This is a genomic window from Chryseobacterium sp. UF-81, assembly GCF_058245105.1.
Genome location: NZ_JBSIBX010000006.1, coordinates 106378 through 130901 on the forward strand (window position 1 = coordinate 106378; position 24524 = coordinate 130901).

Here is a 24524-nt window from a genome sequence, read left to right on the forward strand (position 1 = left end):
TACTTTTAAAATTTGATTCTTTATTCGTATAAAGCAGGTCTGGAAATCAATAAAAACAGTGTTTTAGTGATGTTTCAAATCTCAATAACTTCCCTCTTCCTGACTTTAATAAAATCTATCTGAAAGAATACCCCAATCCGATTCCTACTTTCCAGGCTCCGTTTTCTGCAGCGGTTTTTGTATTGTAATAGACAGGTATCTGAAGTGCGATTTTTTTATAAACTGCAGTAAGCCCGGCTCCCAGGTTTGGAGTAACAGGACTGTTTCTGGTGCCTGAAGAACGATCCTCTTTGATCCTGAGCGAAGGAAGCATCCCGGCGATTAGTTTAAGGCCTTTATGAGTAAAGCTTATATTCGGACCAGTAAAATTGATAAAAGCCCCATGATCTACATATCCGGCCGCTACAATTCCATCGAAAAAGGAGGCCTTAACCTTTGAGCCTGTTTCCTGTGAAAAGCAAAGTCCGGATATGAGAATTCCTGCTGCATACATAACGTTTTTCATTATAAATCATTTAATCAGCAGCAAAAATACGCTGTAAAGGCAATGTAAAAGGGTAGGATGTAATGAAACTGCCACATTTTGCAGTAAAACCGTAAAGGTCTGAAAGATCTACTTTCCGAATAGTTCCATTAATGAATGCTTGTAAGCCTCTCCGATCTGAAGCTTAAGGAAATTATCTCCTTCCAACTGAATTGTCGTGATAATTTCATTGGTGGAAAATACTTTGATGGAAGAAAGAGCGATAATCTCCTTTTTATTCACCTGTGCGAAATCCTTTGAGGGAAGCATTTCCAGAAGGTTTTTAAAATTAAGGTTTTTCAGAACAATGGTAGTTCCGTCATTCAGCATAATATCCTTGTCGCGGCTGTCGATCTCTGATGTTTTAATATAAGCGATCTGGTCAGTAAAAATCACAGTCCGGCCGATATTGGTGTTCCATTCGATCATGTGCTTTTTATGAGGAATAGCTACCAGTTCTTTTGCTTTTTCAAAGGCCTGGATCAGCCTTTCTTTTTTGATGGGTTTTCGGACATAATCTACTACATTCAGATCAAAAGCTTCTGCTGCATATTCTTTGTAAGCGGTAGTGAAAATAATTTTTTTGGAACCGGAAATAAGTTCTGCTACCTGAAGTCCTGTCATTCCCGGCATTTCAATATCAAGGATGCAGAGATTACAGTCGATGTTATCTATTTCGTTCAGAAAAATCTTAGGATCATTAAAAGCTTTTACCACTTCTACATTTTCGATCTGTTCGCATAGAAGTTTTAAATAGCTGATTGCTAATAATTCATCATCGAGAATAACGCATTTTATCATAGAATTCTCCTAAATTGATTTTTAATTCTGCCGTGAAGATACCGTTTTTTGAACTTCTTTCCAGCTGGTAGCTATTACTGTAGATCATTTTAAGCCGCTGGTCCAGAGACTGACTTCCGAAACCACTGTTTTCCTTTTCAAGAACATTCTTCAATGAAGCTTTATTGCTTACTTTCATGGTGAAAATCCTGTTTTCAAGTTCCAGATGGATCGAAATAAAAGAATCCTGAGCCAGAAAGTCAGTATGTTTAAACGCATTTTCAATAAGATCAACCGAGATCAGTGGGGCAAAGACTTTTTCTTCATATACCGCATCAGATTTATTGATCTTCGACCTGATTCTGAAATCAAAAAGAGGGTTGATCTTTATTTTATTGATCTCAATAAGACTTAAGGCGAAGTTTAATTCTTCTTTCGGGCTGACAAATTTATTGTTGCTTTCGTACAGGATGTAATCCAGGACATTCGCAAGTTTGTCCAGTGACATATAGGTCTGGTAGGCATGCGACTGTACGGAATTAAGAATGTTTTTGAAAAGATGGGGGTTCAGTTTTGTACCAATATGTTCCAGCTGAACTTCATTCAGTTTCTGCTCAATGATCTTATTGGTTTCAGAAAGTCTGGTATTTTTCTGTCTGATCCTGCTGTTCTGGCTGAAAAGATAAATGCTCACGGTAAGCAGAAAGAAAATAGCAAAAACTCCAATGAATATCAGATAATCGTGGATCATGTAGTAATTGCCTTCCATAAAAATAGCTTTAATGATCTTTATACAAATTTAGTAAAAGATCTTCAGGATCATTTGAGTTTTTTCAGACTGTTTATATTAACCGTTTCCTCACACTTTTCAAAGGTAATCTCATAAGAAGGGTTCTTCTCAGGATAGGTCAAAACATAATCAGGACAAGGTTTTTTCTGTGCGTGACTTCTGTCGAAATCTACTTTTCCTTTGGTGATGATACTGTCTTTTATAAATTTTTCATCAATTTTATAAGTACCCATCCCGTTTTTAACGTCTTCGGAATACTTGAATTCTTTGGACAGCGTTTCTGCAATTACACGGCTGTTGGGAAGATACCCACTGCAGCTCGCCCCTTTTTTGTTTAGAATAAAAAATACAAGAATCAGCCCCGGAATAAGGCCTATTAAAAAGAATTTAACTTTTTTCATTAGAAAATTAAAAGATTGATATCATGGTAAGTAAGTCCGAAACGGTCGCAGATCACTTTTTTAGTATGCCTTCCTTTGTACATGTATAAGCTCTGCTTCATTTCATTTTTACGGATCAGCATATTTTCGAAACCGCCTTCTTCATCATAATTCAGGATATAGGAAAGGAAGAAATTGGATATTGCCTTGGTCGTTGTTCTTGGCATTCTGGACGTAAGGTTCGGAAGTCCGCAGTGGATTACGCCGTGTTTGATAACATAAGGATTATCCATGGTCGTAAGCTCAGAAGTTTCAATCACCTTTCCGTTATCGATGGTAATGTCAATAATGACACTTCCTTTTTTCATTTTTGCGACCATTTCCTCTGTAACGATCGGGGTCATATTCAGTCTTGGAAGAGCACCGATAACCACATCAGCACGTCTTAAAGCTTTGCTCAATTCTTTCGGATCAATAATGGAAGTCGGAACACGGCTGTCTACTAAAGTATGAAGTCTTCTCAACTTTGAAAGTGAATTATCAAAAACCCTTACACTGGCTCCAAGCCCGATGGCAGCTTTAGTGGCAAATTCGCCTACGATACCGGCTCCTAAAATAACAACTTCTGCAGGTCTTACTCCTGTGATACCGCCCAACATTAAGCCGTTCGACAAAGCAAGAAGTTCTGATGCGTATAAAACAGAAACTGTTCCTGCAATTTCACCGATCAGTCTTACCAAAGCAAGCTGCTTATACTCATCTACAATAAATTCAAAAGCAATGGCATTGATCTTTCTCTCTGCAAGTTTTAAGAAATAATCTTTGTCTCTCAGGTTGATCTGAAGAGCTGAAACCAAATACGTATTGGGCTTCATATAGTCTATTTCTTCTTCTGTAGGAGGATTGATCTTTAAGATAAGATCCTGTCCGAAAGCCTCTTTGGGATCATTGGTGATCTTTGCCCCGGATTCAGAATACTGAAGATCTGTAAAAAAAGAACCTTCGCCGGCACCCGCTTCTATAATAAGCTCGTGGCCGTGTTCTACCAATACCTGTACCGCATCCGGAGTAATGCATGTTCTCCTTTCATTAAGACAGGTCTCCTTAGGAATTCCAATGCTGAACTGTTTTCCTTTCTTTATAACCTCCAACTTTTCTTCCTTCGGCATCAATTCTTCTTCAGTGAAAGGAGTAAAAATGTTTGTAGTACTCATCCTTAAATTAAATTACGTCTTACAGATTATTATTTTACCATTGAATTAGGAAGCAAAGATACATAATATTTACTCGAATGAGACTTCTCTTTCATCCCCGATATTCACGATGCTCATTGTGTGGTAGTTAAGCCCATAGAGCTCTTCTTCATACACTTCCGGCCATTCTATGATGCATAAAAAAGCATTATCCAGGTATTCTTCGATGCCAATGTCATACACTTCTTCAATGTTCTTTAAGCGGTAAAGATCAAAATGATAAACCTTTCCTTTTGGAGTGTTATATTCGTTGACAATGGAGTAGGTAGGAGAGTTGACTTCATCATTGCTTTTCAGTTTTTTAAGAAGAAATTGCGTGAATGTCGTTTTGCCCGCCCCCAGATTCCCTTTTAAAAGGAGAATGTTATGCTTTAATTGTGGAATGATCTGTTCAACGATCTGTTCCCATTCATTATAAAAGTTTACTTTCATGGAGCAAATTTACTTCTAAATTATTATTTTTTTCTGTAGCCCGTCGCAAAAAAAACGGCTTTATTTTCTAATGACAAGTTTTATATCAGGAAATCAAAGCTTATCATGCGTTACAATATTAAGTGAATGAAATGATACAAGAAAGTATAAAATTCATAAAGTGCTTATTCTTATTTTATTTTCTTTTTTAATCCCCGGATATTTTCTGTTAATTTTTGTTAACGGATTAATTTGGATGTATTTTATTTATTGTATGTATTTGATTATCAATAACTTTAATTATGTGTTGCATGATTATTTTTGTGAAATATTAATGATTTTCACAGTGGAGTGTATTAATTTTATGCCTGATAACAATTTAAACTTTTGCGTTATGAAAAAATTTCTGTTTTTATGCTTACTCATTATTTCGGGTAAGTTCTTTACACAACAGCTTCCGTATGCCACTTTACCGGAGCCTCATTTATTATCTCTGAACTATCTTAACAGTCTTGTGGGGAATAATATTTTATATGGAACTACGCCTCCTAACTACAATGGTAAGACCATACTTTTTACCCATGGTTTTATAGGATCAACAGAATCTCTGCTTATCGGTAACTCGATGTATAAGGAGGCTTATACTGCAGGTTATAAAACTGCTTTTGTAGCTACCAGCAGACTTAAAGGGGATTGGGAAAATGGTGAAATTCTATCTCGTGCCATTGATCAGGTAGGGATTTATTTAAATGCAAATACTATGACCATCATAGCCCACAGTAATGGAGGAAAAGCGGCAGATGTTGCCTTACTGGAATATCAGAAAATTAATAAAATAGATAAGGTAATTACCTTGGGAACACCTCACTGGGGAACCCAAATTGCAGATTTTGCTAATTATCCGGGATTAGAATGGATAACAGGTGCACTAGGATTAGGTACAGGATCTCAATTATCCACTACCTATTACTGTGAGACCTATTTCAGACCTTATATGGACAATAATCCGCTTAACCAGCCTCAGAAGTTCTATAGCTTAGGTGCATGGGGATTCAGCAGACTGTTAGGATTGTTGTCTCCAGTAATTATTCCGGCCGGTACTACGATTGCTGCTTTAGGAGGCGGAAAGAATGACGGAGTGACTCCGTTCTACAGTTCTACAAGACCAGGAGCAAAGCAACTAATGACAGACAGTGATCCCAGAGGATATATTAACCATGTAGATATCATGGAAGGTATTTACGTTTGGGATGAAGCGATCAAGCCTGTATTAGACGGACAGGTTGTTAACACGGGAGTTTCTGGCAGAACAACGCAGTCTGAAAATAAGGAACTTAAAGCTGTCAGCAATTATCAGCTGGTTTCAAGCGAAGAACCGGAGAGTTTACAGCTAAGCAAGGATGCAAAAAATATTCAGTTTGAAATTATTACAAAGAATTCAAATGCCTCCGTAGATATCACAGACCCAATGACAGGAAAGGCGTTTAGACAGATCAGACCAGAAATAAAAGATAACAGGAATGCAGAAAATCATTTACTGTCATCCAATTATATCTTGGAAAACAGACCAATTAAGCTTAACAGCAATTCTGAATTTATTGCAGTAGTGCAAGATGGAATAGATAATCCGATGGAATATAAAGTAGTCAAAGAAAACGGAAAAACCTATCTGGAAATATCTTTTCCTAAGCTTACTTCAGATGATCTTAATAAAGTGGTTCTAAAAAGTTCAGCCTACAGAGTATCAGGTCTAAAAGGAGAGGAAGCAAAAGAAAAATCTGTAAATGTAAAATTCAATCTTCAGGATAACAGATTTTTGGCAGATGTGAGCAATGAGGAATCAGGCGTTTATTCTATCAAATTAAATGCTCAAATAGGGAATGGTATAAAAAGAACATTATTGAGTGGTTTTGTTGTATCAACTGTGGGAAATGATGTTAATAATACCGTTGAATCTGTTAAAAAAGATCTTGTGTTTGCTCTTGATGGAAATCCCGTTACGGAAAATTCTAAACTTGTAAGCAAAGCGGAGCTTAAAGGAGATGTATCAGTAAAAGTCTATAACTATACATCAAAATTGATGAGCAAGAATATTGTAAAAGCAAAAGGAGAGAAAAGCCTTGAGTTTGGCAGATATACTAAAGGCTTAGGAAAAGGAAACTATGTAGTTATAATAGAATATAATAATACAAAAGAGAGTATAAAATTCATAAAGGATTAATTTTTTATTAATGGATTCGTTTGTAAGTATTTTGTTGAATGTATGTATCTGATTTTCAATATGTTTATTTATGTTTAATATAGCGATTTATAGAAAGAATTGATAAATTTCACAGTTTAGTGTATTAATTTTATAACCGATAACAATTTAAAGCAATTACGTTATGAAAAAAATTTTGTTCTTGTGCTTACTTATTATTTCAGGTAAGCTTTTTACCCAGCAGCTTCCGTATGCCACTTTGCCGGAGCCTCATTCATTATCCCTGAACTATCTTAACAGTCTTTTGGGAAATAACATCTTATATGGGACCACGCCTCCTAATTATAATGGGAAAACCATTTTATTTACTCACGGTTTTGTTACTTCAACAGAAATTATGCTTATTGGGAATTCTCTGTATAAGGATGCTTATGAAGCCGGATATAAAACTGCTTTTGTAGCTACCAGTAGGCTTAAGGGAGATTGGGAAAACGGTGAAATTTTATCTCGCTCTATCGATCAGGTAGGGACATATTGTGGAACAGATGTGGTTACTCTCATTACCCATAGTAATGGAGGAAAGGCTGCAGATGTTGCATTATTGGAATATCAAAAAATTGATAAAGTAGATAAGGTGATTACTTTGGGAACACCTCACTGGGGAACCCAGCTTGCAGATTTTGCCAACTATCCGGGATTAGAATGGATAACAGGTGCACTAGGACTAGGTACAGGATCTCAATTATCCACTACCTATTACTGCGAAACCTATTTCAGACCCTATATGGACAGTCATCCCCTTAACCAGCCTCAGAAGTTCTATAGCTTAGGTGCCTGGGGATACAGTAGACCGTTAGGGTACCTTTCTGCATTGCTTATTCCATCGGGTGCTGGAATTTCTTTGTTGGGAGGTGGAAAGAATGATGGGGTGACTCCATTCTACAGTTCTACAAGACCAGGAGCAAAGCAGCTAATGGCAGACAATGATCCCAGAGGATATATCAATCACGCAGACATAGTTTTAGGGCAAAATGTTTGGAATCAGGCCATCAAACCTGTATTAGACGGACAGGTTGTTAACACGGGAGTTTCTGGCAGAACAGGGCAGCCTGAAAATAAGGAACTTAAAGCTGTCAGCAATTATCAGCTGGTTTCAAGTGAAGAACCGGAGAGTTTACAGCTAAGTAAGGATGCAAAAAATATTCAGTTTGAAATTATTACAAAGAATTCAAACGCCTCCGTAGATATCACAGACCCAATGACAGGAAAGGCGTTTAGACAGATCAGACCAGAAACAAAAGATAACAGGAATGCAGAAAATCATTTACTGTCATCCAATTATACTTTGGAAAACAGACCAATTAAGCTTAACAGCAATTCTGAATTTATTGCAGTAGTGCAAGATGGAATAGATAATCCGATGGAATATAAAGTAGTCAAAGAAAACGGAAAAACCTATCTGGAAATATCTTTTCCTAAGCTTACTTCAGATGATCTTAATAAAGTGGTTCTAAAAAGTTCAGCCTACAGAGTATCAGGTCTAAAAGGAGAGGAAGCAAAAGAAAAATCTGTAAATGTAAAATTCAATCTTCAGGATAACAGATTTTTGGCAGATGTGAGCAATGAGGAATCAGGCGTTTATTCTATCAAATTAAATGCTCAAATAGGGAATGGTATAAAGAGAACATTATTGAGTGGTTTTGTTGTATCAACTGTGGGAAATGATGTTAATAAGACTGTTGAATCTGTTAAAAAAGATCTTGTGTTTTCTCTTGATGGAAATCCCGTTATAGAAAGCTCTAAACTTGTAAGCGGAACCGAGCTAAGAGGAAATGTATCGGTTAAGATCTATAACTATGCATCAAAATTGATGAATGAATATACGGTAAAGGCAAAAGGTGAAAGGAATATAGAACTGGGCAAGTATACTAAAGGCTTAGGAAAAGGAAACTATGTGGTTATAGTGGATTATAACAATACAAAAGAAAGTATAAAATTCATAAAGGATTAATTTTTTTGTGTAATGTGTTTTTTTCAGGTCGGGAAGATTCCCGGCCTTTTTTATTGAAGAATATCACAGGAATTCTGAGGTATTGTGAAATATTATACACTAAAAAATTTTTATAGAATCTCTTTTTTGTTAAAGGAAAAGAAATATCTTATTTTTACACTATGATTTCCAAGCAGACCATAGATAAAATTTTCTCAACGATACGGGTAGAAGAAATAGTGGGAGAGTACGTTCAGCTGAAAAGAGCGGGGTCTAATTTCAAAGGGCTCAGTCCTTTTCATGAGGAAAAGTCTCCGAGTTTTGTTGTTTCACCAAGTAAGCAGATCTGGAAAGATTTCTCAACAGGAAAAGGGGGAACGGCCATTTCTTTCCTGATGGAGATCGAAAATTTTACTTATCCTGAAGCTCTTCGGCATGCTGCCAAAAAATATGGAATTGAGATTGAAGAAGATCAGCGTGAATTTTCTGAAGAGGCAAAACATGCCCAGACAGAGAAAGATCAGCTGTATAAAATTCATGAGGTTGCCAACTCTTATTATCAGGATATTCTCTGGGATTCGGAAGAAGGAAAAAGCATTGGTCTGGCTTACTTCAGGGAACGTGAGCTGAAAGATGATATCATAAAGAAATTCCAGCTCGGATATTCACCGGAAAAGAAAAATGCCTTTACAGTTTATGCTGAAGAAAAAGGTTATACAAAGGAAATCCTTGAGAAATCAGGGCTTTCCATATTTCCTGAAAATACACCTTCCGGGATCGACCGTTTCCGGGAAAGGGTTATTTTCCCGATTCACAGTTTTTCGGGCAGGGTTTTAGGTTTCGGAGCCAGAATTCTTAAAAATAATGTTAAGACTGCCAAATATCTGAACTCTCCGGAAACGGAAATTTATCATAAATCCAATGTACTTTATGGCTTAAATCAAAGTAAACAGGCTATTTCACGAAAAAATGTCTGTCTTCTTGTGGAAGGTTATATGGATGTGATCGCCCTTCATATGGCGGGAATAGAGAATGTAGTGGCGAGCTCCGGAACGTCTCTGACAACGGAGCAGATCAAGCTCATCAAAAGGCTTACAGAGAATGTAACAATTCTTTTTGACGGTGACAATGCGGGAATCAAAGCCAGTTTCAGAAGTATCGACATGCTTCTGACCGAAGGGATGAACATCCGTGTCCTGCTGTTTCCGGATGGTGATGACCCGGATTCTTTTTCCAGAAAACATCCGCAGGAATATGTTGAAAAATTCATCGAAAATGAAGCTAAGGATTTTATTGATTTTAAGGCTGAAATCCTTTTAAAGGAAGTCGGAAATGACCCGATTAAAAAAGCTGAAGCCATCAGGGATATCGTAAAATCTGTAGGTTTCGTTCAGAATGCTTTAAAAAGAGAAGTTTATCTGAAGGAGGTTTCCAATAAATTCGGACTTTCGGAACAGAGTCTTTTCAATGAGCTGGATATCCAGAAACAGATTACCCAGAATCAGCATCAGCATGTTCAGCAACAGAAAGAAAAGGTTCAGCCAAAACTGGAGATTGTGCCTTTGGATGAGGAAAAAGAAGATCCTTATCTGTATGACGTTCTGTTTATGGAAAGCAAACTTGTAGACCATATGCTGATGTTCGGAGATATTGTTCTGAAAAGGACCAATGAAAAAAATGAGGAATACCAGATCACGGTTATTGAAGAAATCCTGATGCATTTTGAAGAAGAGCAGTACCGTTTTTTGGTAAAAGGCAATGAAATTATTATTGATCAGGTAAAGGAAGGTATTCAGAAAGATGAGCTGAGAAGTGGGAATTTTTTTGTGACATTTATGGATGAAGAGATCACCACCAAAGTAGTGGATGCGCTGATGCCTCCTGATGAATTAGAGAATTGGGGCTCCAGAAATATTTATCCTCCCAATTACGGCGACAAAATAGCAGAACAGGTGCAAGGTGATGTTTTGCTGCACAAATACAGGTATATAGATTTCCTGATTAAAGAAACAGCAAAGCAGCTGGATGAATACAGGGGCACCGATGAGACAAAATATTATGAACTGATCAAGAAGATCACCCTGCTGAAACAGGCTTCTATCAGACTGAGCAATATTATTGAATATTCACCGATCAAAGGAATCTATATTGATAGGAAAAGATAAATGTACAGACATGCTGATGATCAGATAGGTATTCTATGACAAAAAGTCCTATAAAATTTTAGGAATAAAAGTTGTATTTTAAACTTCGAAAAAAATATTTAATAATACATAATAGAAATATGGACATTAAAAAAGAATTCAGAGATTTCTCTGTAAAACATTTAGGAAACAACGGTCTGGTTACCGATCAGTATATGGGGATGTACGGCCCAACAAACCTTACGCCGTATATCATGGAAGAAAGAAGGTTAAACGTTGCACAGATGGACGTATTTTCACGTCTGATGATGGACAGAATTATCTTCTTAGGAACCGGAATTGATGATCAGGTAGCCAACATCGTAACCGCACAGCTTTTATTCTTAGAAAGTGCAGATCCATCGAAAGATATCCAGATCTACATCAATTCTCCGGGTGGAAGCGTTTATGCAGGCTTAGGAATTTATGACACCATGCAGATCATCAAGCCGGATGTGGCTACAATCTGTACAGGAATGGCAGCTTCAATGGGAGCAGTTTTACTTGTGGCAGGAGAAAAAGGAAAACGTTCTGCACTTAAGCATTCAAGAGTAATGATTCACCAGCCTTCAGGAGGTGCTCAGGGAGTAGCTTCAGATATGGAGATCAACCTTAGAGAGATGCTGAAACTAAAGCAGGAGCTTTACGAAATCATCGGTCACCATTCAGGACAAACCTACGAATGGGTAGAGAAGTCTTCTGACAGGGATTACTGGATGACTTCTGAAGAAGCGAAAGGCTACGGAATGGTAGACGAAGTTTTACAGAGATCTACAGAGAAAAAATAATTTCCTTTTCCTGGAAATTGAAAAACGCACCGATTCGGTGCGTTTTTTTGTTTACCACAAAAGAGACAAAAGTTTTTAAACAATTTAGTTATTTGTAAGTTTAAAAGCTTTGAAAAAGAAAATCACTTAAGTCTTCTAAAAATCTTTTTAATATTGACGAAAATTCGTCGGATCACATTCCCCTCCAGTGGAGGGGTGGCAAAAATTCAGAGAATTTTTGACGGGGTGGTTAAAAGCGATTAACAAAGTATACATCTAAAGATCTTATTGTTAAAATACAATTATTATTAAATTCAAGATCAGTTTATAATCAATGTATATTTTCGCGGCATAAAAGTAATTATGAAAAAACTGCTGTTATCCGCTATCGCATTCGCAACGCTTGCATCATGTAAAGATGATGACCCGGTGAATAATCAGGATATCAATTATACCAAACTCCCTCAGGAATTTCCTTTCTCCAAATTAGCAACTGTCAATGGTGTAGATGTTATTCATGGTGGCTTTGGTTCCGGTGCCGCTGCACATCCGACCAGGAAAGGAGAGTTTTATGTGATCACCGATCGTGGCCCGAATACAGATTATCTGAACGGGAAAAAATTTCTGGTTCCAGATTTTACCCCTACCATTATGCACTTTAAAATTAATGCAGATGGAAATATCGAGGTCATTAAATATATTAAGCTGAAAAACCCTTCCGGCCAGCCGATTACAGGCTTACCAAATCCGGCAGGAATGGGTAGTACCGGAGAAACAGCATATGACTCATCAGGGAATGTTTTAGGAACAGATAATTACGGACTGGACAGTGAAAGTATTGTGGCAGCAGCCGACGGAACATTCTGGGTCTCTGATGAATATGGACCCCATATCGTTCATTACAGTGCAGAAGGAGTTGAACTGGAAAGAATAAGTCCGATAGGTGTTAATACAGGACCACGAAAACTCCCTGCCGTTTTAGCCAAAAGAAGAGCCAACAGAGGTATGGAAGGCTTATGCATCACTCCGGACGGAAAAACGCTGGTAGGAACAATACAGTCTACCATGTATGTCCCGACCAAAGCTCTCGCAACCAATACAACTTTAACGAGAATTGTAACGTTCGATATTGCGACAGGACAGACAAAACAATACCTGTATAAGCAGAATGGCAGTGGATCAGACTCGGTATGTGATATTACAGCCATCAGCAGCACAGAATTCCTGGTGATCGAAAGAGACGGGAATTACGGTTCGCAGGGTGGAACGAAAAAAGTATACAGGATTAATATAGCCGGTGCTTCAGATGTAAACGGAACCGATATTACAGCCGTTGACGGAATGAAGATTAACAATAAAACTTTAGAACAGTCTACCTGGGATGAAATTACCAATGCCGGGCTAAAGCCGGTATCCAAAGTTTTAGCCGTAGATCTGGTAGCAAAATTAGGATATGAGCATGATAAATTTGAAGGAATAGTTTATTTGGGAAACAATAAACTGGCCGTCTTCAATGATGATGATTTTGGAGTTTTAGATGACGGAAACGGAAACCCGAAAGCTAAAATTCTGCCTAAAACAGGGAAAGTAGACAAAGGAACAATGTATGTAGTCGATATTCAATAATTAGATTTTTTTAAGAAAGCGGCGGCATCGAAGATGCCGCCGTTTTTGATTGTATAAGGTTTATAAAACATTCAATAGGAATGGGCTAAAGCCCATTTAATGAAATTTATAATCCCATCGGCTTCAGCCGAAGCTTATGAGTTAAACCCCTCAATAATTTTAGAAAAATCCTCCAGTTTTAAAGCCGCACCTCCGATTAGTCCCCCGTCAATATCAGGCTGAGAGAAAATCTCTTTTGCATTATCCGGTTTTACAGAACCTCCGTAAAGAATAGACACCTCGTCAGCAACTTCCTGCCCGTATTTTGCAGCAATAATGTTTCTGATATGTGCGTGGATTTCCTGAGCCTGCTCCGGAGAAGCGGTTTCTCCTGTTCCGATCGCCCAAACCGGTTCGTAAGCGATTACCACTTTTTTAATCTCTTCAGCAGAAAGCGTGAAAAGGGCAACTTCCGTCTGGTTTTTCACCACTTCGAAATGCTGTCCCGCTTTTCTCTGTTCAAGGGTTTCACCGTTGCAGTATACAGGGATCAGGCCTTTATCTAGCGCTAATTTAATCTTTCTGTTGCAGTGAGAATCTGTTTCACCGTGGTATTGTCTTCTTTCAGAGTGCCCGATCAGTGAACCTGTCACATCGATAGATTCAAGCATATCTGCAGAAAGTTCACCGGTATAAGCACCGCTTTCATGCTCACTCATGTCCTGAGAGAATACACCGATCTCATCCTTCTCGAAGATATCTTTAGCCATCATCAGATATAAAGACGGTGGCGCGATCCATACTTCGCAGTTGGTAGTGTTGTTATTTTTATAGCTCAGTAATTGAATCATTAACTGTTGTGCGTCAATGACATTTTTATTCATTTTCCAGTTTCCTGCAACTATTTTTCTTCTCATAGTTTAATATTTAGAACTTCATTATAATTTATTAAGTTAATTTTCTTCAACGTTTCAAAAGTATCTACATAAAAGATTTTGTAAGATGTTAATTTTAATAATTGTTTTATGTCAAGTTTTTGTCCAATAATTTGGTACAGATCGTTTATTTTTAAATCACCCCTCCTCTTTTTAGGTAATTCTAAATTCACAATGTTTAGAGCATCAATTATTTTTCTTTTAGGATCAGTAAATGTTTCAGGATTTCCAGAAAGACTTAATTGGCTTTTGGATTTAGTAGTTTTGATTTCATCTCTAAATAACTCAAAATCTGCGAGCATCCATGCTTCAGTCATATGTATAGGTATAACTTCTACAAAATTAAAGGTTTTGAGATTTTCAGTTTTACTTAATGCATTTCGTAATGGATTAAATTTAGATTCAATAGTTTTGTTTGAATCAATCTCATCAGCGTCAGCATGTATAAATAAAATATCTGAAGAATTTTCAATAAAACAATTATTAAATACATTAAGCATCTGCTGAACAAAGCTATCTCCTTCTTTTTTATAAGATTTTAAAATAATTTCAATATCCCTGTTTCCATATAGAAATAGAATATCAGAAATTGTCCTTTCAAATATTTTAGAAAGAAACCTAATATCTGTTGAACCTTCAGTGGTGTAAGCTAAAAATAGTTGATAACTCATTCTGTAATATCAAATTTCCCTTCGTTTAAATATACTTGTACATCGGCTAGGCTTATTGTTTCCTTGAATAACTTTAACTGTTGTGATTTTTCAGCTAGAAGTATTTTAGTTGCCTCTATTCTAAACTTTTTATCAGCAACGTTAATAATCATCATCCGCATCTCACTGAACCATAAAATTTTTAGATTATCACTTTTAAAATTCTTCATTAGATTACCAATTAATACAGGAGAATGAGTATTAACAATAACTTGTCTTAAAGAGGCATTTTCATCAGAAAAGTCAGATGAGAGATTTACCAATAAATCAAGCATTGTTGAAACTCGAGATGGGTTTACTCCATTTTCTGGCTCTTCAAAACATAATAACCCTGAGAATTGATCATCATATTCCAAAATACATAGTGTTAGTATTCTTAAAGTTCCTTCAGATAAGACTCTAGAAGTATATTCTTTTTTATCGACGTCGATTAATTTTATAATATATTGTCTGTTTTCTTTATCGTCAAAGGCTTTGACTTCTATAAAATTTGGTAAAAACTGATTCAATTTTCTAGAAATTTCACCCAAAGCAAAAGGATTACTTTGTGAAATCCGATAAAGAGCTGCGGCTAAGTTTTTACCTGTTTGTGAAATTTCATCTTCACCATTATTTTTGTTTGTAGGCTCTCTTAAATCATCTGGGTTTAGTTGCAAAAACTTCCAGGATTTCATTTCTTCTTTAGCTGCTAAAACGTGGGGGAAATCAATACTGTCAAAACTGCTTAATACTGTTCTATTTGCACTATTTAGAGGGAATCTTCTTTTATTTCCACCTTTCAAATCTTGTGGAACTATTACAGTATTTATACTATCTTTCAGCTCTGTATCAATATATGGTACACCTCTTTTTCCTGTAGGAACTTTAGGTCTCCAAAATTCTCTATAATTTTTTGGAATAGTATCTATCCATTTGTCATCCTGATGTTTTAAATTTACTAGTTTTTCATAAATCAATTCAATATCTTCTAGTCCTGAATTATTTGTATATCTTCTTATTTTTAAGTGATATTGAAGTCTAGTATATCTTAAATCAGCTTCATTTCCCCATGCATCTCTAACAGTTTTGTTTACTAACATTTCTACTTCAAATTCTATAAAACTTGAATGATGCAATTGATCATATTTCGTAAATAATTCAAGAAATTCACCTCTTTGTTCACTTAATGATCTTTTTATGTTATCACTATCAGCTAGTTTTGATAACAAAGATAATGCATCAAATAGATTACTTTTACCGGAAGCATTAGTTCCAGCTATAACTGTAAAAGGAGTAAATGACATTTCAAAATTATGAAAAGATTTAAAACCATTAATTTTAATATTAGTAATCATTTTTGAAAATTTTTGTTTTTTGAAAATTAAAACAAATTTACATTTTAATATCTTATTTATTAATTCCTTCAAGTTTAAACATAAAAGCATACACCAGCGAAATATCCTTCAGATAATCAAATCTTCCGGAAGCACCACCATGACCGTAATCCATGTCAGTTTTTAATAGCAATACGTTTTTATCAGTTTTCATATCCCTAAGCTTGGATACCCATTTTGCAGGCTCAAAATACTGCACCTGGGAATCATGAAGGCCTGTGGTTACCAAAAGATTAGGGTAATTTTTCTTTTCAATATTTTCGTACGGGGAATAAGATTTCATGTAGAAATAGGCTTCCTTATTGTTCGGATTTCCCCATTCGTCATATTCATTGGTCGTCAATGGAATACTTTCATCAAGCATTGTATTGACAACATCTACGAAAGGAACCTGTGAAATAACACCATTCCATAAATTGGGACTCATATTCACTACAGCACCCATCAACAGACCTCCAGCGCTTCCGCCCTGAGCATAGAGATGTTTTGGTGAGGTATATTTTTCCTTGACAAGATATTCTCCGGCATCGATGAAATCGGTAAAAGTATTCTTCTTTTTCATCATTTTTCCGTCTTCATACCATTGTCTTCCCATTTCCTGACCGCCACGAATGTGTGCAATGGCAAAAGCAAAACCTCTGTTCAGAAGGCTCAGCCTCGTACTGCTGAAAGCTGCATCCGTTGAACTTCCATAAGATCCGTATGCGTAAAGAAGCAGAGGACTGTTTCCATCCTTTTTGAATCCCTTTTTATAAACAATGGAGATTGGGATTTTTGTTCCGTCTTTCGCTGTTGCAAAAAGTCTTTCAGTGGTGTATCCATCTTTGGTATAACCGTCAAGAACTTCCTGCTGTTTCAGTACTGTTCTTTTGCCGGTCTTTAAATCCTGCTCAAATTGAGAAACAGGTGTAATCATAGAGGTGTATCCAAAACGGAAATTGTCTGTATTGTATTCCGGGTTTTCCAGTGAAGAAATCGTGTAAGCAGGTTCGTCAAACGTCAACGCTTCCTTTTTACCGGTCTTTCTGTCATAAATGACAAGCTGGGTAAGCCCGTTTTGTCTTTCACTGAAAACCAGATAATTTTTGAAGGCACTTACAGACTGCATTAAAACATTACTTCTGTGCGGAATAAAATCCTTCCAGTTTTCAACACCGGTTTTATCCAGAGGAGTTTCTGCTATTTTAAAGTTAAGGGCATCCTTATTCGTTCTGATCAGGAATTTGTCTTCCAAAGGCGTGATCGTATACAAAACATTCTTCATTCTCGGCTGGAAAACTTTGAATGTTCCTTCCGCTTGGTCAGCATCCAGATATCTGGTTTCAGAAGAAGTGGTAGCACCCGAATAGATCAGAAGGAATTTGTGATTTTTAGACTTGTATACCGATATATAATTGGAATGGTCTTTTTCTTCATAAACTGTCACATTCTTGGCTGGATCAGTTCCCAGCGTGTGTCTTTTGATTTTTTCAGACAGAAGAGTAACCGGGTTTTTCTCTGTATAAAAAATGGTTTTATTATCATTTGCCCATTCTGCAGAACCTTCTGTATTTTTAATACCCAGATCAGTCGTTTTTCCGGTATTCAGATCCTTTAAAAATAAAGTATACTGTCTTCTGGAAACATCATCAACACCATATACCAGCTTAGTGTTGTCCGGACTGATACTGAAGCCTGTTGCAGAGTAATAGGCATGGCCTTCCGCAAGTTTATCCACATCCAGAAGAATCTCTTCAGGAGCAGTAAGGCTTCCTTTTTTCCTGCAGTATTTGAAATACTGTTTTCCGGCTTCTGTACGGGTATAATAATAGTATCCGTTTTCAAAAACCGGTACAGATTCATCTTTTTCCTTGATGCGGGCTTTCATTTCCTGAAAAAGCTTCTCCCTGAAAGGTTCCGTATCTTTCATCATGCCTTCCCAGTAAGTGTTTTCGGCTTTCAGATAATCAACGACTTTCGTGGAATCTTTTCCCTTTTTAAAATAATCGATCATCCAGTAATAAGGATCGTTTACTTTATCACCATGAATTTCCCGGATATGTTCCTGCTTTTCGGCGATCGGAGCTTTAAGGGCAGGAAATTTTTGAGATTGTATCATAGAGGTACTCATAATTAATATTCCCAGATAAAATTTTTTCATAGTATGTTTTGTTTTGGTGTGGCCTCTATGCTAAATTCCAAAGGTTTTTCAGAAGCTTGTAAAAAGTATGCTCTTCATCAGTGACTTTATTATCAGCTTTGATCAGGGTTTTAGCAAATTTTGCAAATTTTACGCGCTCTTCCTCTGTAGAATCATCATAGAAACATCTTGCATGGAATTCAAAATGATCTTTCCATTCTTCAGGCTTTAAAAGAGCCAGGGTTTCAAGTTCGTTATCAAGGTTCATTCTGAATGGAAATTCGTCTGCCATATATTGCTGAACCAGCATTCCCTCTTCAGGAGCAAATTCTCCGTCTACGGAAGAAAGGATCATTAACAGGTGATAGCCGGCGATTGATTTATTTGATTTTTGCATTTGTAAATGTATGTTTTAAGTTTAGTGTTTAAATTTGATTGTTGGCAGTTGTTTTAGGTTGCGAGATATGAGGTTCGGGTTTCGTGATTCAGAATCGGAAGCGTTTAATTATGTTTTTTTAATTCAAAATTCAAAATCCACGATTCAGAATTCACCATTGACCATTGACCATTCACTCATTCATCCTAATCGACATAGTCTTTTGCCGGCTGCTTGTCTACAATTTTCCCCTTCTCCAATACCAGGACAAACGGATTGCTTCTCGCGATTGTTTTGATTGCAGTGGCATCCATCATGGCATTTTTAATGGTTTTAAAAGTATTTGGATGAGTAGAAATACCATAGATTACAGCACCTTTTTGGGCATTCACTTTAGCCTCAACTTTCTGGATAAGATCAGCAGAAACCTCTTTCGGATGATAAGAGAAAACCAAAACAGCTTTTGGCGCACTGATAATCTTGTCCGTCAGGTCCATTCCCGTAGGATCTTCAATTTTAAATTTAACGATCTCGGATTTATAACCTTCTTTCGTCAGGACAGATTCATTTTTTCCTTCTTCAATCTTCCATGGGGAACCTTCTGCCCAGTATTTTGTTTCTTTAATATAATCATCCTGATTCACCTTTAAAACTTCGCCTGTCTTCTGATTTTTAAGAGAATAGAAAGTCTTGTATTCTGAAGGATTTTTATTGATTTTTTCCTTTTCAGCTCTTATATCCGTCCCGATCTTATAATCACGGAAATCAATCAGCGGTTCGTGCATAATGCCCTGGGCCATAATGTAGATCATGATCACAGAAAAAAGGCCTAACAGAGCATATCTGAACTTGCCTGAAGATTCTTTCGTACCAGTATTGCTGTACTCGTCTTTTTTACGGAATTCTTTTCTGTAAAGAATAAACAAAATAATAAGACCTGCAAGAAGCACAATATCTTTAATAAAACTCTGCCATGGTGTAAACTTTATTGCGTCTCCAAAACATCCGCAGTCTGTCACCACATTAAAATAAGCAGAATAGAAAGTAAGGAACCCAAAGAAGATACAAAGGGCAATTAACGCTGAAAGAGTGAACTTAAGCTTCAGTTTCAGCAGCAGCATAAATCCTAGGAAAAGCTCCAGTACAACCACAACGATCGAGAACAGAAGCGCAAATTTTTCCAGGAACGGCATATTGAAAACTGGTGGTGCAAAATATTCTTCCATCTTGAAAGAAAATCCTACCAGATCCACAGCCTTTACAAAACCTGAAAGAATGAAGATAACAGCAATAATAAAGCGTAATAAACCTTTGATCATATTAAATTATTTGGGGGTTTCGGAAATATTTTCTTTTTCAGAGAACTTGATCAGGCAGAAAACAGCATAGTTCAGCATATCGAAATAATTGGCATCCAGCCCTTCAGAAACGATGGTCTTTCCCTGGTTGTCTTCAATCTGTTTCGTTCTCAATACTTTCTGATAAATAAGATCGGTAATAGAAGAAATTCTCATATCTCTCCATGCTTCACCATAGTCATGATTTTTTCTCTCCATTAAAGCCTGGGCATCATTGGAATATTTATCGTAAAGACTTAAAATTTCTTCGTTATTTTCATTAAAATCATTGGAAAGTCCTTTTTCAAGCTGTATAAGCCCGATGATGGAGTAGTTAACGATCGCAATAAACTCATCTTCCTCGCTTTCATCCACCATTTTTTTATCCGTCATCTGCAGCGTACGGATCCTGTTCACTTTAATGTAAATCTGATCCGTAATAGAACTGGGTCTTAAAACCCTCCATGCTGCTCCGTAATCCTGTAGTTTTTTACTAAAAAGGTCACGACACTGACTGATAACTTTCCCGAACTGTACTGATGTTTTTGACATAAATTCTCTTAATCTCCCAAATATACGAATTCGGTTTTAGGTAGCAGGAATCGGGAATTGATTTTTGTCAGAGTTTGTGTTTTGAGTTGGAGAGTTAGAGAGTTTGAGGGTGGGAGAGTTTTAGAGTTGTGAGGTACGAGCTAAAAATTCTATCAATCAGCAACTGCCAACAGCAACAAACAAAAATTTTCAATCCCTCACATTCCACAATAAGTCTTAATTTTGCAGAATATCATCAGCTGTCAATCATCATTTATCAATCATAAACATGCTCTCAAACTTCCAAACACTCAAACCTTTCCATTCCATCAACTGCAATGGGAGACTTATAGATCTCAACATCCCAAAGATCATGGGCATCCTCAACCTTACTCCGGATTCTTTTTCAGACGGCGGGAAATTTAACAGCGAAAAATCAGCGTTGGAACATGCGGAAAAGCTTTTGAAAGACGGTGCGGAGATCATAGACATCGGACCACAATCCACACGCCCGAATGCCAAATTTCTGAGCAGTAAAGAGGAAATAGCCAGAATCGGAAATATGATTTCACAAATCAAAAAAGAATTTCCGGAAGCATTGATATCACTGGATACGTTCTATGCTGAAACAGTGAAATTTGGGTTTAATGAAGGGATTGACATCATCAATGATATTTCAGGAGGGCAGTTTGATGATACCATGTTTGAGGTTGTGGCTGAGACAAAACTTCCCTACATTCTGATGCATGTGAACCCATCTTACGAAACAATGCACGACAAAGTAAAGTTTGAGGACATTACTCTGGAGGTTAACCGTTATTTTTCTAAAAAGACCAATGAGCTTCTGGAAAAAGGTGTGAAAGACATCATTCTCGATCCCGGTTTCGGTTTCGGAAAAACAGTAGAGGATCAGATGAAAATGATTGGAGAAACAGTGTATTTGGGTTTTGAAACATTCCCTCTGTTGATAGGCATTTCCAGAAAGTCATTTATCTATAAACCGCTTGGAAAATCTCCCCTGGATATCAATGAAGAAACACAGAAACTTCATCTGAAAGTTTTGCAACAGGGAGCAAAAATTTTGAGAGTGCATGATGTTGCAGAAACAGTAGTAACGATCAGACAATTTTGTGAAAAAAAGAAAAAGTGTTAAAAAAACTTGCTCAGTATTAAAAAATTAATACATTTGCAGTATGAATCTTACGAATCAGAAAAATATTATTGTCATTTCTAGCATTATTGTTGTGATTAACAACAGTAGGGAAGCGGCATTATAAAATATTTAATTTAAATTATATAAGCCGTTTCATAATGAAGCGGCTTTTTTTATTTCAAAAATTATGGATCAGTTATTAACAGTAATTATTATCGTCATTATTATTCCCTTGCATTGGTGAGAAGGATAGAGTATGACTGTACATATTTGAGCCCTCTCACATCGTGAGAGGGCTTTTTTTATACTCATTTGTTATTTTTTTAAACCTTATATCATGTATTACAACAGCAAAACGATCGTGTATTTTGACGGAAACTTTCTCAAAGCCGAAGAAGCAGGAATGGACCTTTACGGGCAGTCACTGCATTACGGGTATTCCGTTTTCGAAGGCATCAAGTCCTACAGTACAGATTACGGAACCAAAATTTTTAAAGCAGAAGAACATTATGAAAGACTGAAAAAATCAGCAGAACTGATGCATATCCCGTTTGATTATTCAGTCAGTGAATTAACAGATCTCACCTATGAACTTTTAGAGCGTAACGGATTCAGCGATGCTTATATCCGTCCATTGATTACTTGTTCTCCCAACATGTCTCTTTCAAAAGGACAAAGATCTTACCTCTCTTTGCTTGCCTGGGAATGGAGTAATGGTTATCTCGCGGACAAAATGAAGATCATGACCTCCGGTTTCCAACGCCCGAATCCCGGTGCTTTTAAAATAGAAGCCAAAGTAGGCGGACATTATGTTAATTCTATTCTGGCCTGTCAGGATGCCAAGGACAAAGGCTATGACGAAGCCCTTTTACTTGATGAATATGGAAATGTCGCCGAGAGTTCAGGCGCCAATATATTCTACGAAAAGGACGGGACATTATTTACACCCGCAAAAGGAAGCATACTGCCGGGCATTACAAGACAGACTGTTTTTGAAATATGCAGTGAGCTGAATATTCCCGTTAAAGAAGCCTTCTTTAAACCTGAGGAAATGAGAGGAGCTGATGCCGCCTTCTTCTGTGGTACAGCAGCTGAGATAGTAGCGTTGGATTCTTTGGATGATGTTCCTTTCACCAAAAACTGGAAAGATACATCAAGCAGCAAGGTACAGCAGGCTTATCAGAAACTGGTAAGAGTTCTGTCATTGTAAATTTAAACAATTTAAATATTTGATTATCAAATGATTAAATCTATTTTTCAAACGGTTGAATATTGTAGTTTTCATAAAAATGAAAATGAGAACAATATAACAAGCTGTAGTTTTGGATCGAAATTAAGTAAAAAACATCATTTATGAATTCCGAAAAAATTAAAATTCTTGATACCACAATAAGAGACGATAGAACAGCAAATGCAGGATAATATGTTAAATAAATATTCAAAAACATTCACACAGAACAGCGAGCAGCCAGCCGCAAAAGCAATGCTTTACGGAATAGGCTTTACAGAAGAAGATATGCACAAGGCCCAGATCGGAATTGCCAGTATGGGATATGATGGAAATACCTGCAATATGCACCTTAATGATCTCGCAAAAATTGTAAAAAAAGGCACATGGAATCACGGTCTTGCAGGATTGATTTTTAATACCATAGGCGTAAGCGACGGAATGAGCAACGGAACAGATGGCATGCGCTATTCGCTGGTAAGCCGGGATGTGATAGCAGACAGTATCGAAGCTATCTGCGGGGCACAGTATTATGACGGAATTATCGCTTTACCGGGCTGTGACAAGAATATGCCGGGAACCATTATCGCCATGGGAAGACTGGACAGACCATCCATCATGGTGTACGGAGGGACAATAGCTCCGGGATGCTACAAGGATGAGCCTCTTAATATCGTTTCTGCCTTTGAAGCTTTAGGGAAAAAAATTGCCGGGGAAATTTCAGAAGAAGATTTCAATGGAGTGATTAAAAATTCGTGCCCGGGAGCAGGAGCATGTGGGGGAATGTATACGGCTAACACCATGTCCTCAGCCATAGAAGCACTAGGAATGAGCCTTCCGTATTCATCTTCCAATCCCGCACTGAGCCCGGAAAAGCAGAATGAATGTCTGGAAGCAGGAAAGTATATCAAAATATTACTGGAAAAAGATATTAAACCTTCTGATATCATGACCCGTAAGGCTTTCGAAAATGCACTTCGTCTGATCATCATTCTTGGAGGCAGTACCAATGCCGTTCTGCATTTTATTGCAATGGCAAAAAGTGTCGGTGTTTCTGTTACTCAGGATGATTTCCAGAAAATGAGTGACTGTACACCGGTACTGGCTGATCTTAAGCCAAGCGGAAAATACCTGATGCAGGATCTTCATAACCACGGAGGAATCCCCGCTGTCATGAAATATTTACTGGAAGAAGGTTTACTGCATGGTGACTGTTTAACGGTTACCGGAAAAACCATCGCTGAAAATCTTGAAAATGTTCCCACCCTGGATTTTACAAAACAAAAAATAATCAGACCCTTATCAAATCCTATCAAGGAGACAGGTCACCTCAGAATATTATATGGCAACCTGGCCGAAAAGGGAAGTGTGGCCAAAATCACCGGGAAAGAAGGTGAAAAGTTTTCAGGAAAAGCCAGAGTATTTGACGGCGAAAAAGATCTGATCAAAGGAATTGAAAACGGAAGAGTACAACACGGAGATGTCATTGTCATCCGTCATGAAGGTCCCAAGGGCGCACCGGGAATGCCGGAAATGCTGAAACCTACCAGCGCTCTGATCGGGGCAGGACTGGGTGGAAGTGTAGCTCTGATTACCGATGGAAGATTCAGTGGAGGAACTCACGGCTTTGTGGTGGGGCACATCACTCCCGAAGCCTATGAAGGCGGCCTGATCGCTTTTGTGGAAGACAATGACCTTATTGAAATTGATGCTGTAAACAATACCATACAGCTGAAAGTTTCCGATGAAGAAATCGAACAAAGAAAGAAAACATGGCAAAAACCTGAACTTAAAGTAAAAAAAGGATTGCTGTACAAATATGCACTTACCGTGTCATCAGCCGCAGAAGGCTGTGTAACAGATGAAATTACTCAATAAAA

General features: G+C 37.2%; 21 protein-coding genes. 8 read left to right on the forward strand and 13 right to left on the reverse strand.

Annotated features, from left to right (window positions below; genetic code table 11):
• Positions 1–115 precede the first annotated feature (115 nt).
• The 6 genes from AC4IFE_RS10455 to tsaE form a co-directional block, all read right to left on the reverse strand.
• Positions 116–505 (reverse strand): hypothetical protein, encoded by a 390-nt coding sequence (locus tag AC4IFE_RS10455; protein ID WP_490756874.1) that lies wholly within the window; start codon positions 503–505, stop codon positions 116–118.
• A gap of 108 nt (positions 506–613) precedes the next feature.
• Complete coding sequence (locus tag AC4IFE_RS10460) at positions 614–1324, reverse strand: LytR/AlgR family response regulator transcription factor (protein WP_490756876.1); 711 nt, start codon at positions 1322–1324, stop codon at positions 614–616.
• The gene (locus AC4IFE_RS10465; RefSeq protein WP_490756877.1) at positions 1299–2072 is read right to left on the reverse strand and encodes a histidine kinase; all 774 of its coding nucleotides are present in this window, start codon (positions 2070–2072) and stop codon (positions 1299–1301) included. The genes AC4IFE_RS10460 and AC4IFE_RS10465 overlap by 26 nt, the downstream gene beginning before the upstream one ends.
• 50 nt (positions 2073–2122) lie before the next feature.
• Positions 2123–2494 (reverse strand): hypothetical protein, encoded by a 372-nt coding sequence (locus AC4IFE_RS10470; protein ID WP_490756878.1) that lies wholly within the window; start codon positions 2492–2494, stop codon positions 2123–2125.
• Positions 2494–3687 (reverse strand): alanine dehydrogenase, encoded by a 1194-nt coding sequence (locus AC4IFE_RS10475; protein ID WP_490756880.1) that lies wholly within the window; start codon positions 3685–3687, stop codon positions 2494–2496. Before AC4IFE_RS10475 ends, AC4IFE_RS10470 begins: the two co-directional genes overlap by 1 nt.
• Positions 3688–3756: 69 nt before the next feature.
• Complete coding sequence (gene tsaE / locus AC4IFE_RS10480) at positions 3757–4158, reverse strand: tRNA (adenosine(37)-N6)-threonylcarbamoyltransferase complex ATPase subunit type 1 TsaE (protein WP_490756882.1); 402 nt, start codon at positions 4156–4158, stop codon at positions 3757–3759.
• A gap of 373 nt (positions 4159–4531) precedes the next feature.
• Here tsaE and AC4IFE_RS10485 point away from each other — a divergent pair, with 373 nt between their 5' ends.
• The 5 genes from AC4IFE_RS10485 to AC4IFE_RS10505 all read left to right on the forward strand — a co-directional run bounded on the left by AC4IFE_RS10485 (position 4532) and on the right by AC4IFE_RS10505 (position 12903).
• Positions 4532–6358 carry a hypothetical protein gene (locus AC4IFE_RS10485; RefSeq protein ID WP_490756883.1) on the forward strand — a complete coding sequence of 609 codons (1827 nt, stop codon included), beginning with the start codon at positions 4532–4534 and terminating at the stop codon, positions 6356–6358.
• Between the two features lie 163 nt (positions 6359–6521).
• Entirely contained in the window at positions 6522–8348 is a 1827-nt protein-coding gene (locus AC4IFE_RS10490; RefSeq protein ID WP_490756884.1) for a hypothetical protein, read from the forward strand.
• Between the two features lie 161 nt (positions 8349–8509).
• Positions 8510–10492, forward strand: a complete 1983-nt coding sequence (gene dnaG / locus AC4IFE_RS10495) for a DNA primase (RefSeq protein WP_490756886.1) — start codon at positions 8510–8512, stop codon at positions 10490–10492.
• Between the two features lie 119 nt (positions 10493–10611).
• Positions 10612–11298, forward strand: a complete 687-nt coding sequence (clpP, locus tag AC4IFE_RS10500) for an ATP-dependent Clp endopeptidase proteolytic subunit ClpP (RefSeq protein WP_027373257.1) — start codon at positions 10612–10614, stop codon at positions 11296–11298.
• Positions 11299–11640: 342 nt separating this feature from the next.
• Positions 11641–12903: an esterase-like activity of phytase family protein gene (locus tag AC4IFE_RS10505; protein WP_490756888.1), complete on the forward strand. Its 1263-nt coding sequence runs from the start codon at positions 11641–11643 to the stop codon at positions 12901–12903.
• 134 nt (positions 12904–13037) lie between these two features.
• Here AC4IFE_RS10505 and tpiA read toward each other — a convergent pair whose 3' ends face one another.
• From tpiA to AC4IFE_RS10540, 7 genes are all read right to left on the reverse strand, one after another.
• A complete protein-coding gene (gene tpiA, locus AC4IFE_RS10510; protein WP_490756890.1) occupies positions 13038–13799 on the reverse strand; it encodes a triose-phosphate isomerase in 762 nt (253 codons plus the stop codon).
• A complete protein-coding gene (locus tag AC4IFE_RS10515) occupies positions 13796–14488 on the reverse strand; it encodes a DUF4276 family protein (protein WP_490756892.1) in 693 nt (230 codons plus the stop codon). Before AC4IFE_RS10515 ends, tpiA begins: the two co-directional genes overlap by 4 nt.
• Entirely contained in the window at positions 14485–15861 is a 1377-nt protein-coding gene (locus AC4IFE_RS10520; protein ID WP_490756894.1) for an AAA family ATPase, read from the reverse strand. Before AC4IFE_RS10520 ends, AC4IFE_RS10515 begins: the two co-directional genes overlap by 4 nt.
• A 52-nt stretch (positions 15862–15913) precedes the next feature.
• Complete coding sequence (locus tag AC4IFE_RS10525; protein WP_490756895.1) at positions 15914–18040, reverse strand: S9 family peptidase; 2127 nt, start codon at positions 18038–18040, stop codon at positions 15914–15916.
• A gap of 25 nt (positions 18041–18065) precedes the next feature.
• Positions 18066–18416 carry a tellurite resistance TerB family protein gene (locus AC4IFE_RS10530; RefSeq protein WP_490756897.1) on the reverse strand — a complete coding sequence of 117 codons (351 nt, stop codon included), beginning with the start codon at positions 18414–18416 and terminating at the stop codon, positions 18066–18068.
• 185 nt (positions 18417–18601) lie between these two features.
• Entirely contained in the window at positions 18602–19714 is a 1113-nt protein-coding gene (locus AC4IFE_RS10535; protein WP_490756899.1) for a BT_3928 family protein, read from the reverse strand.
• A 6-nt stretch (positions 19715–19720) separates the two neighbouring features.
• Positions 19721–20284: a DUF1599 domain-containing protein gene (locus tag AC4IFE_RS10540; RefSeq protein WP_490756901.1), complete on the reverse strand. Its 564-nt coding sequence runs from the start codon at positions 20282–20284 to the stop codon at positions 19721–19723.
• A gap of 268 nt (positions 20285–20552) precedes the next feature.
• Between AC4IFE_RS10540 and folP the strand changes: the two genes are divergently transcribed.
• The 3 genes from folP (at position 20553) to ilvD (ending at position 24522) form a co-directional block, all read left to right on the forward strand.
• Positions 20553–21416, forward strand: a complete 864-nt coding sequence (gene folP / locus AC4IFE_RS10545; protein WP_490756903.1) for a dihydropteroate synthase — start codon at positions 20553–20555, stop codon at positions 21414–21416.
• 337 nt (positions 21417–21753) lie between these two features.
• Complete coding sequence (locus tag AC4IFE_RS10550) at positions 21754–22626, forward strand: aminotransferase class IV (protein WP_490756905.1); 873 nt, start codon at positions 21754–21756, stop codon at positions 22624–22626.
• A gap of 213 nt (positions 22627–22839) precedes the next feature.
• Complete coding sequence (ilvD, locus tag AC4IFE_RS10555; RefSeq protein WP_490756907.1) at positions 22840–24522, forward strand: dihydroxy-acid dehydratase; 1683 nt, start codon at positions 22840–22842, stop codon at positions 24520–24522.
• Positions 24523–24524: the final 2 nt, after the last annotated feature.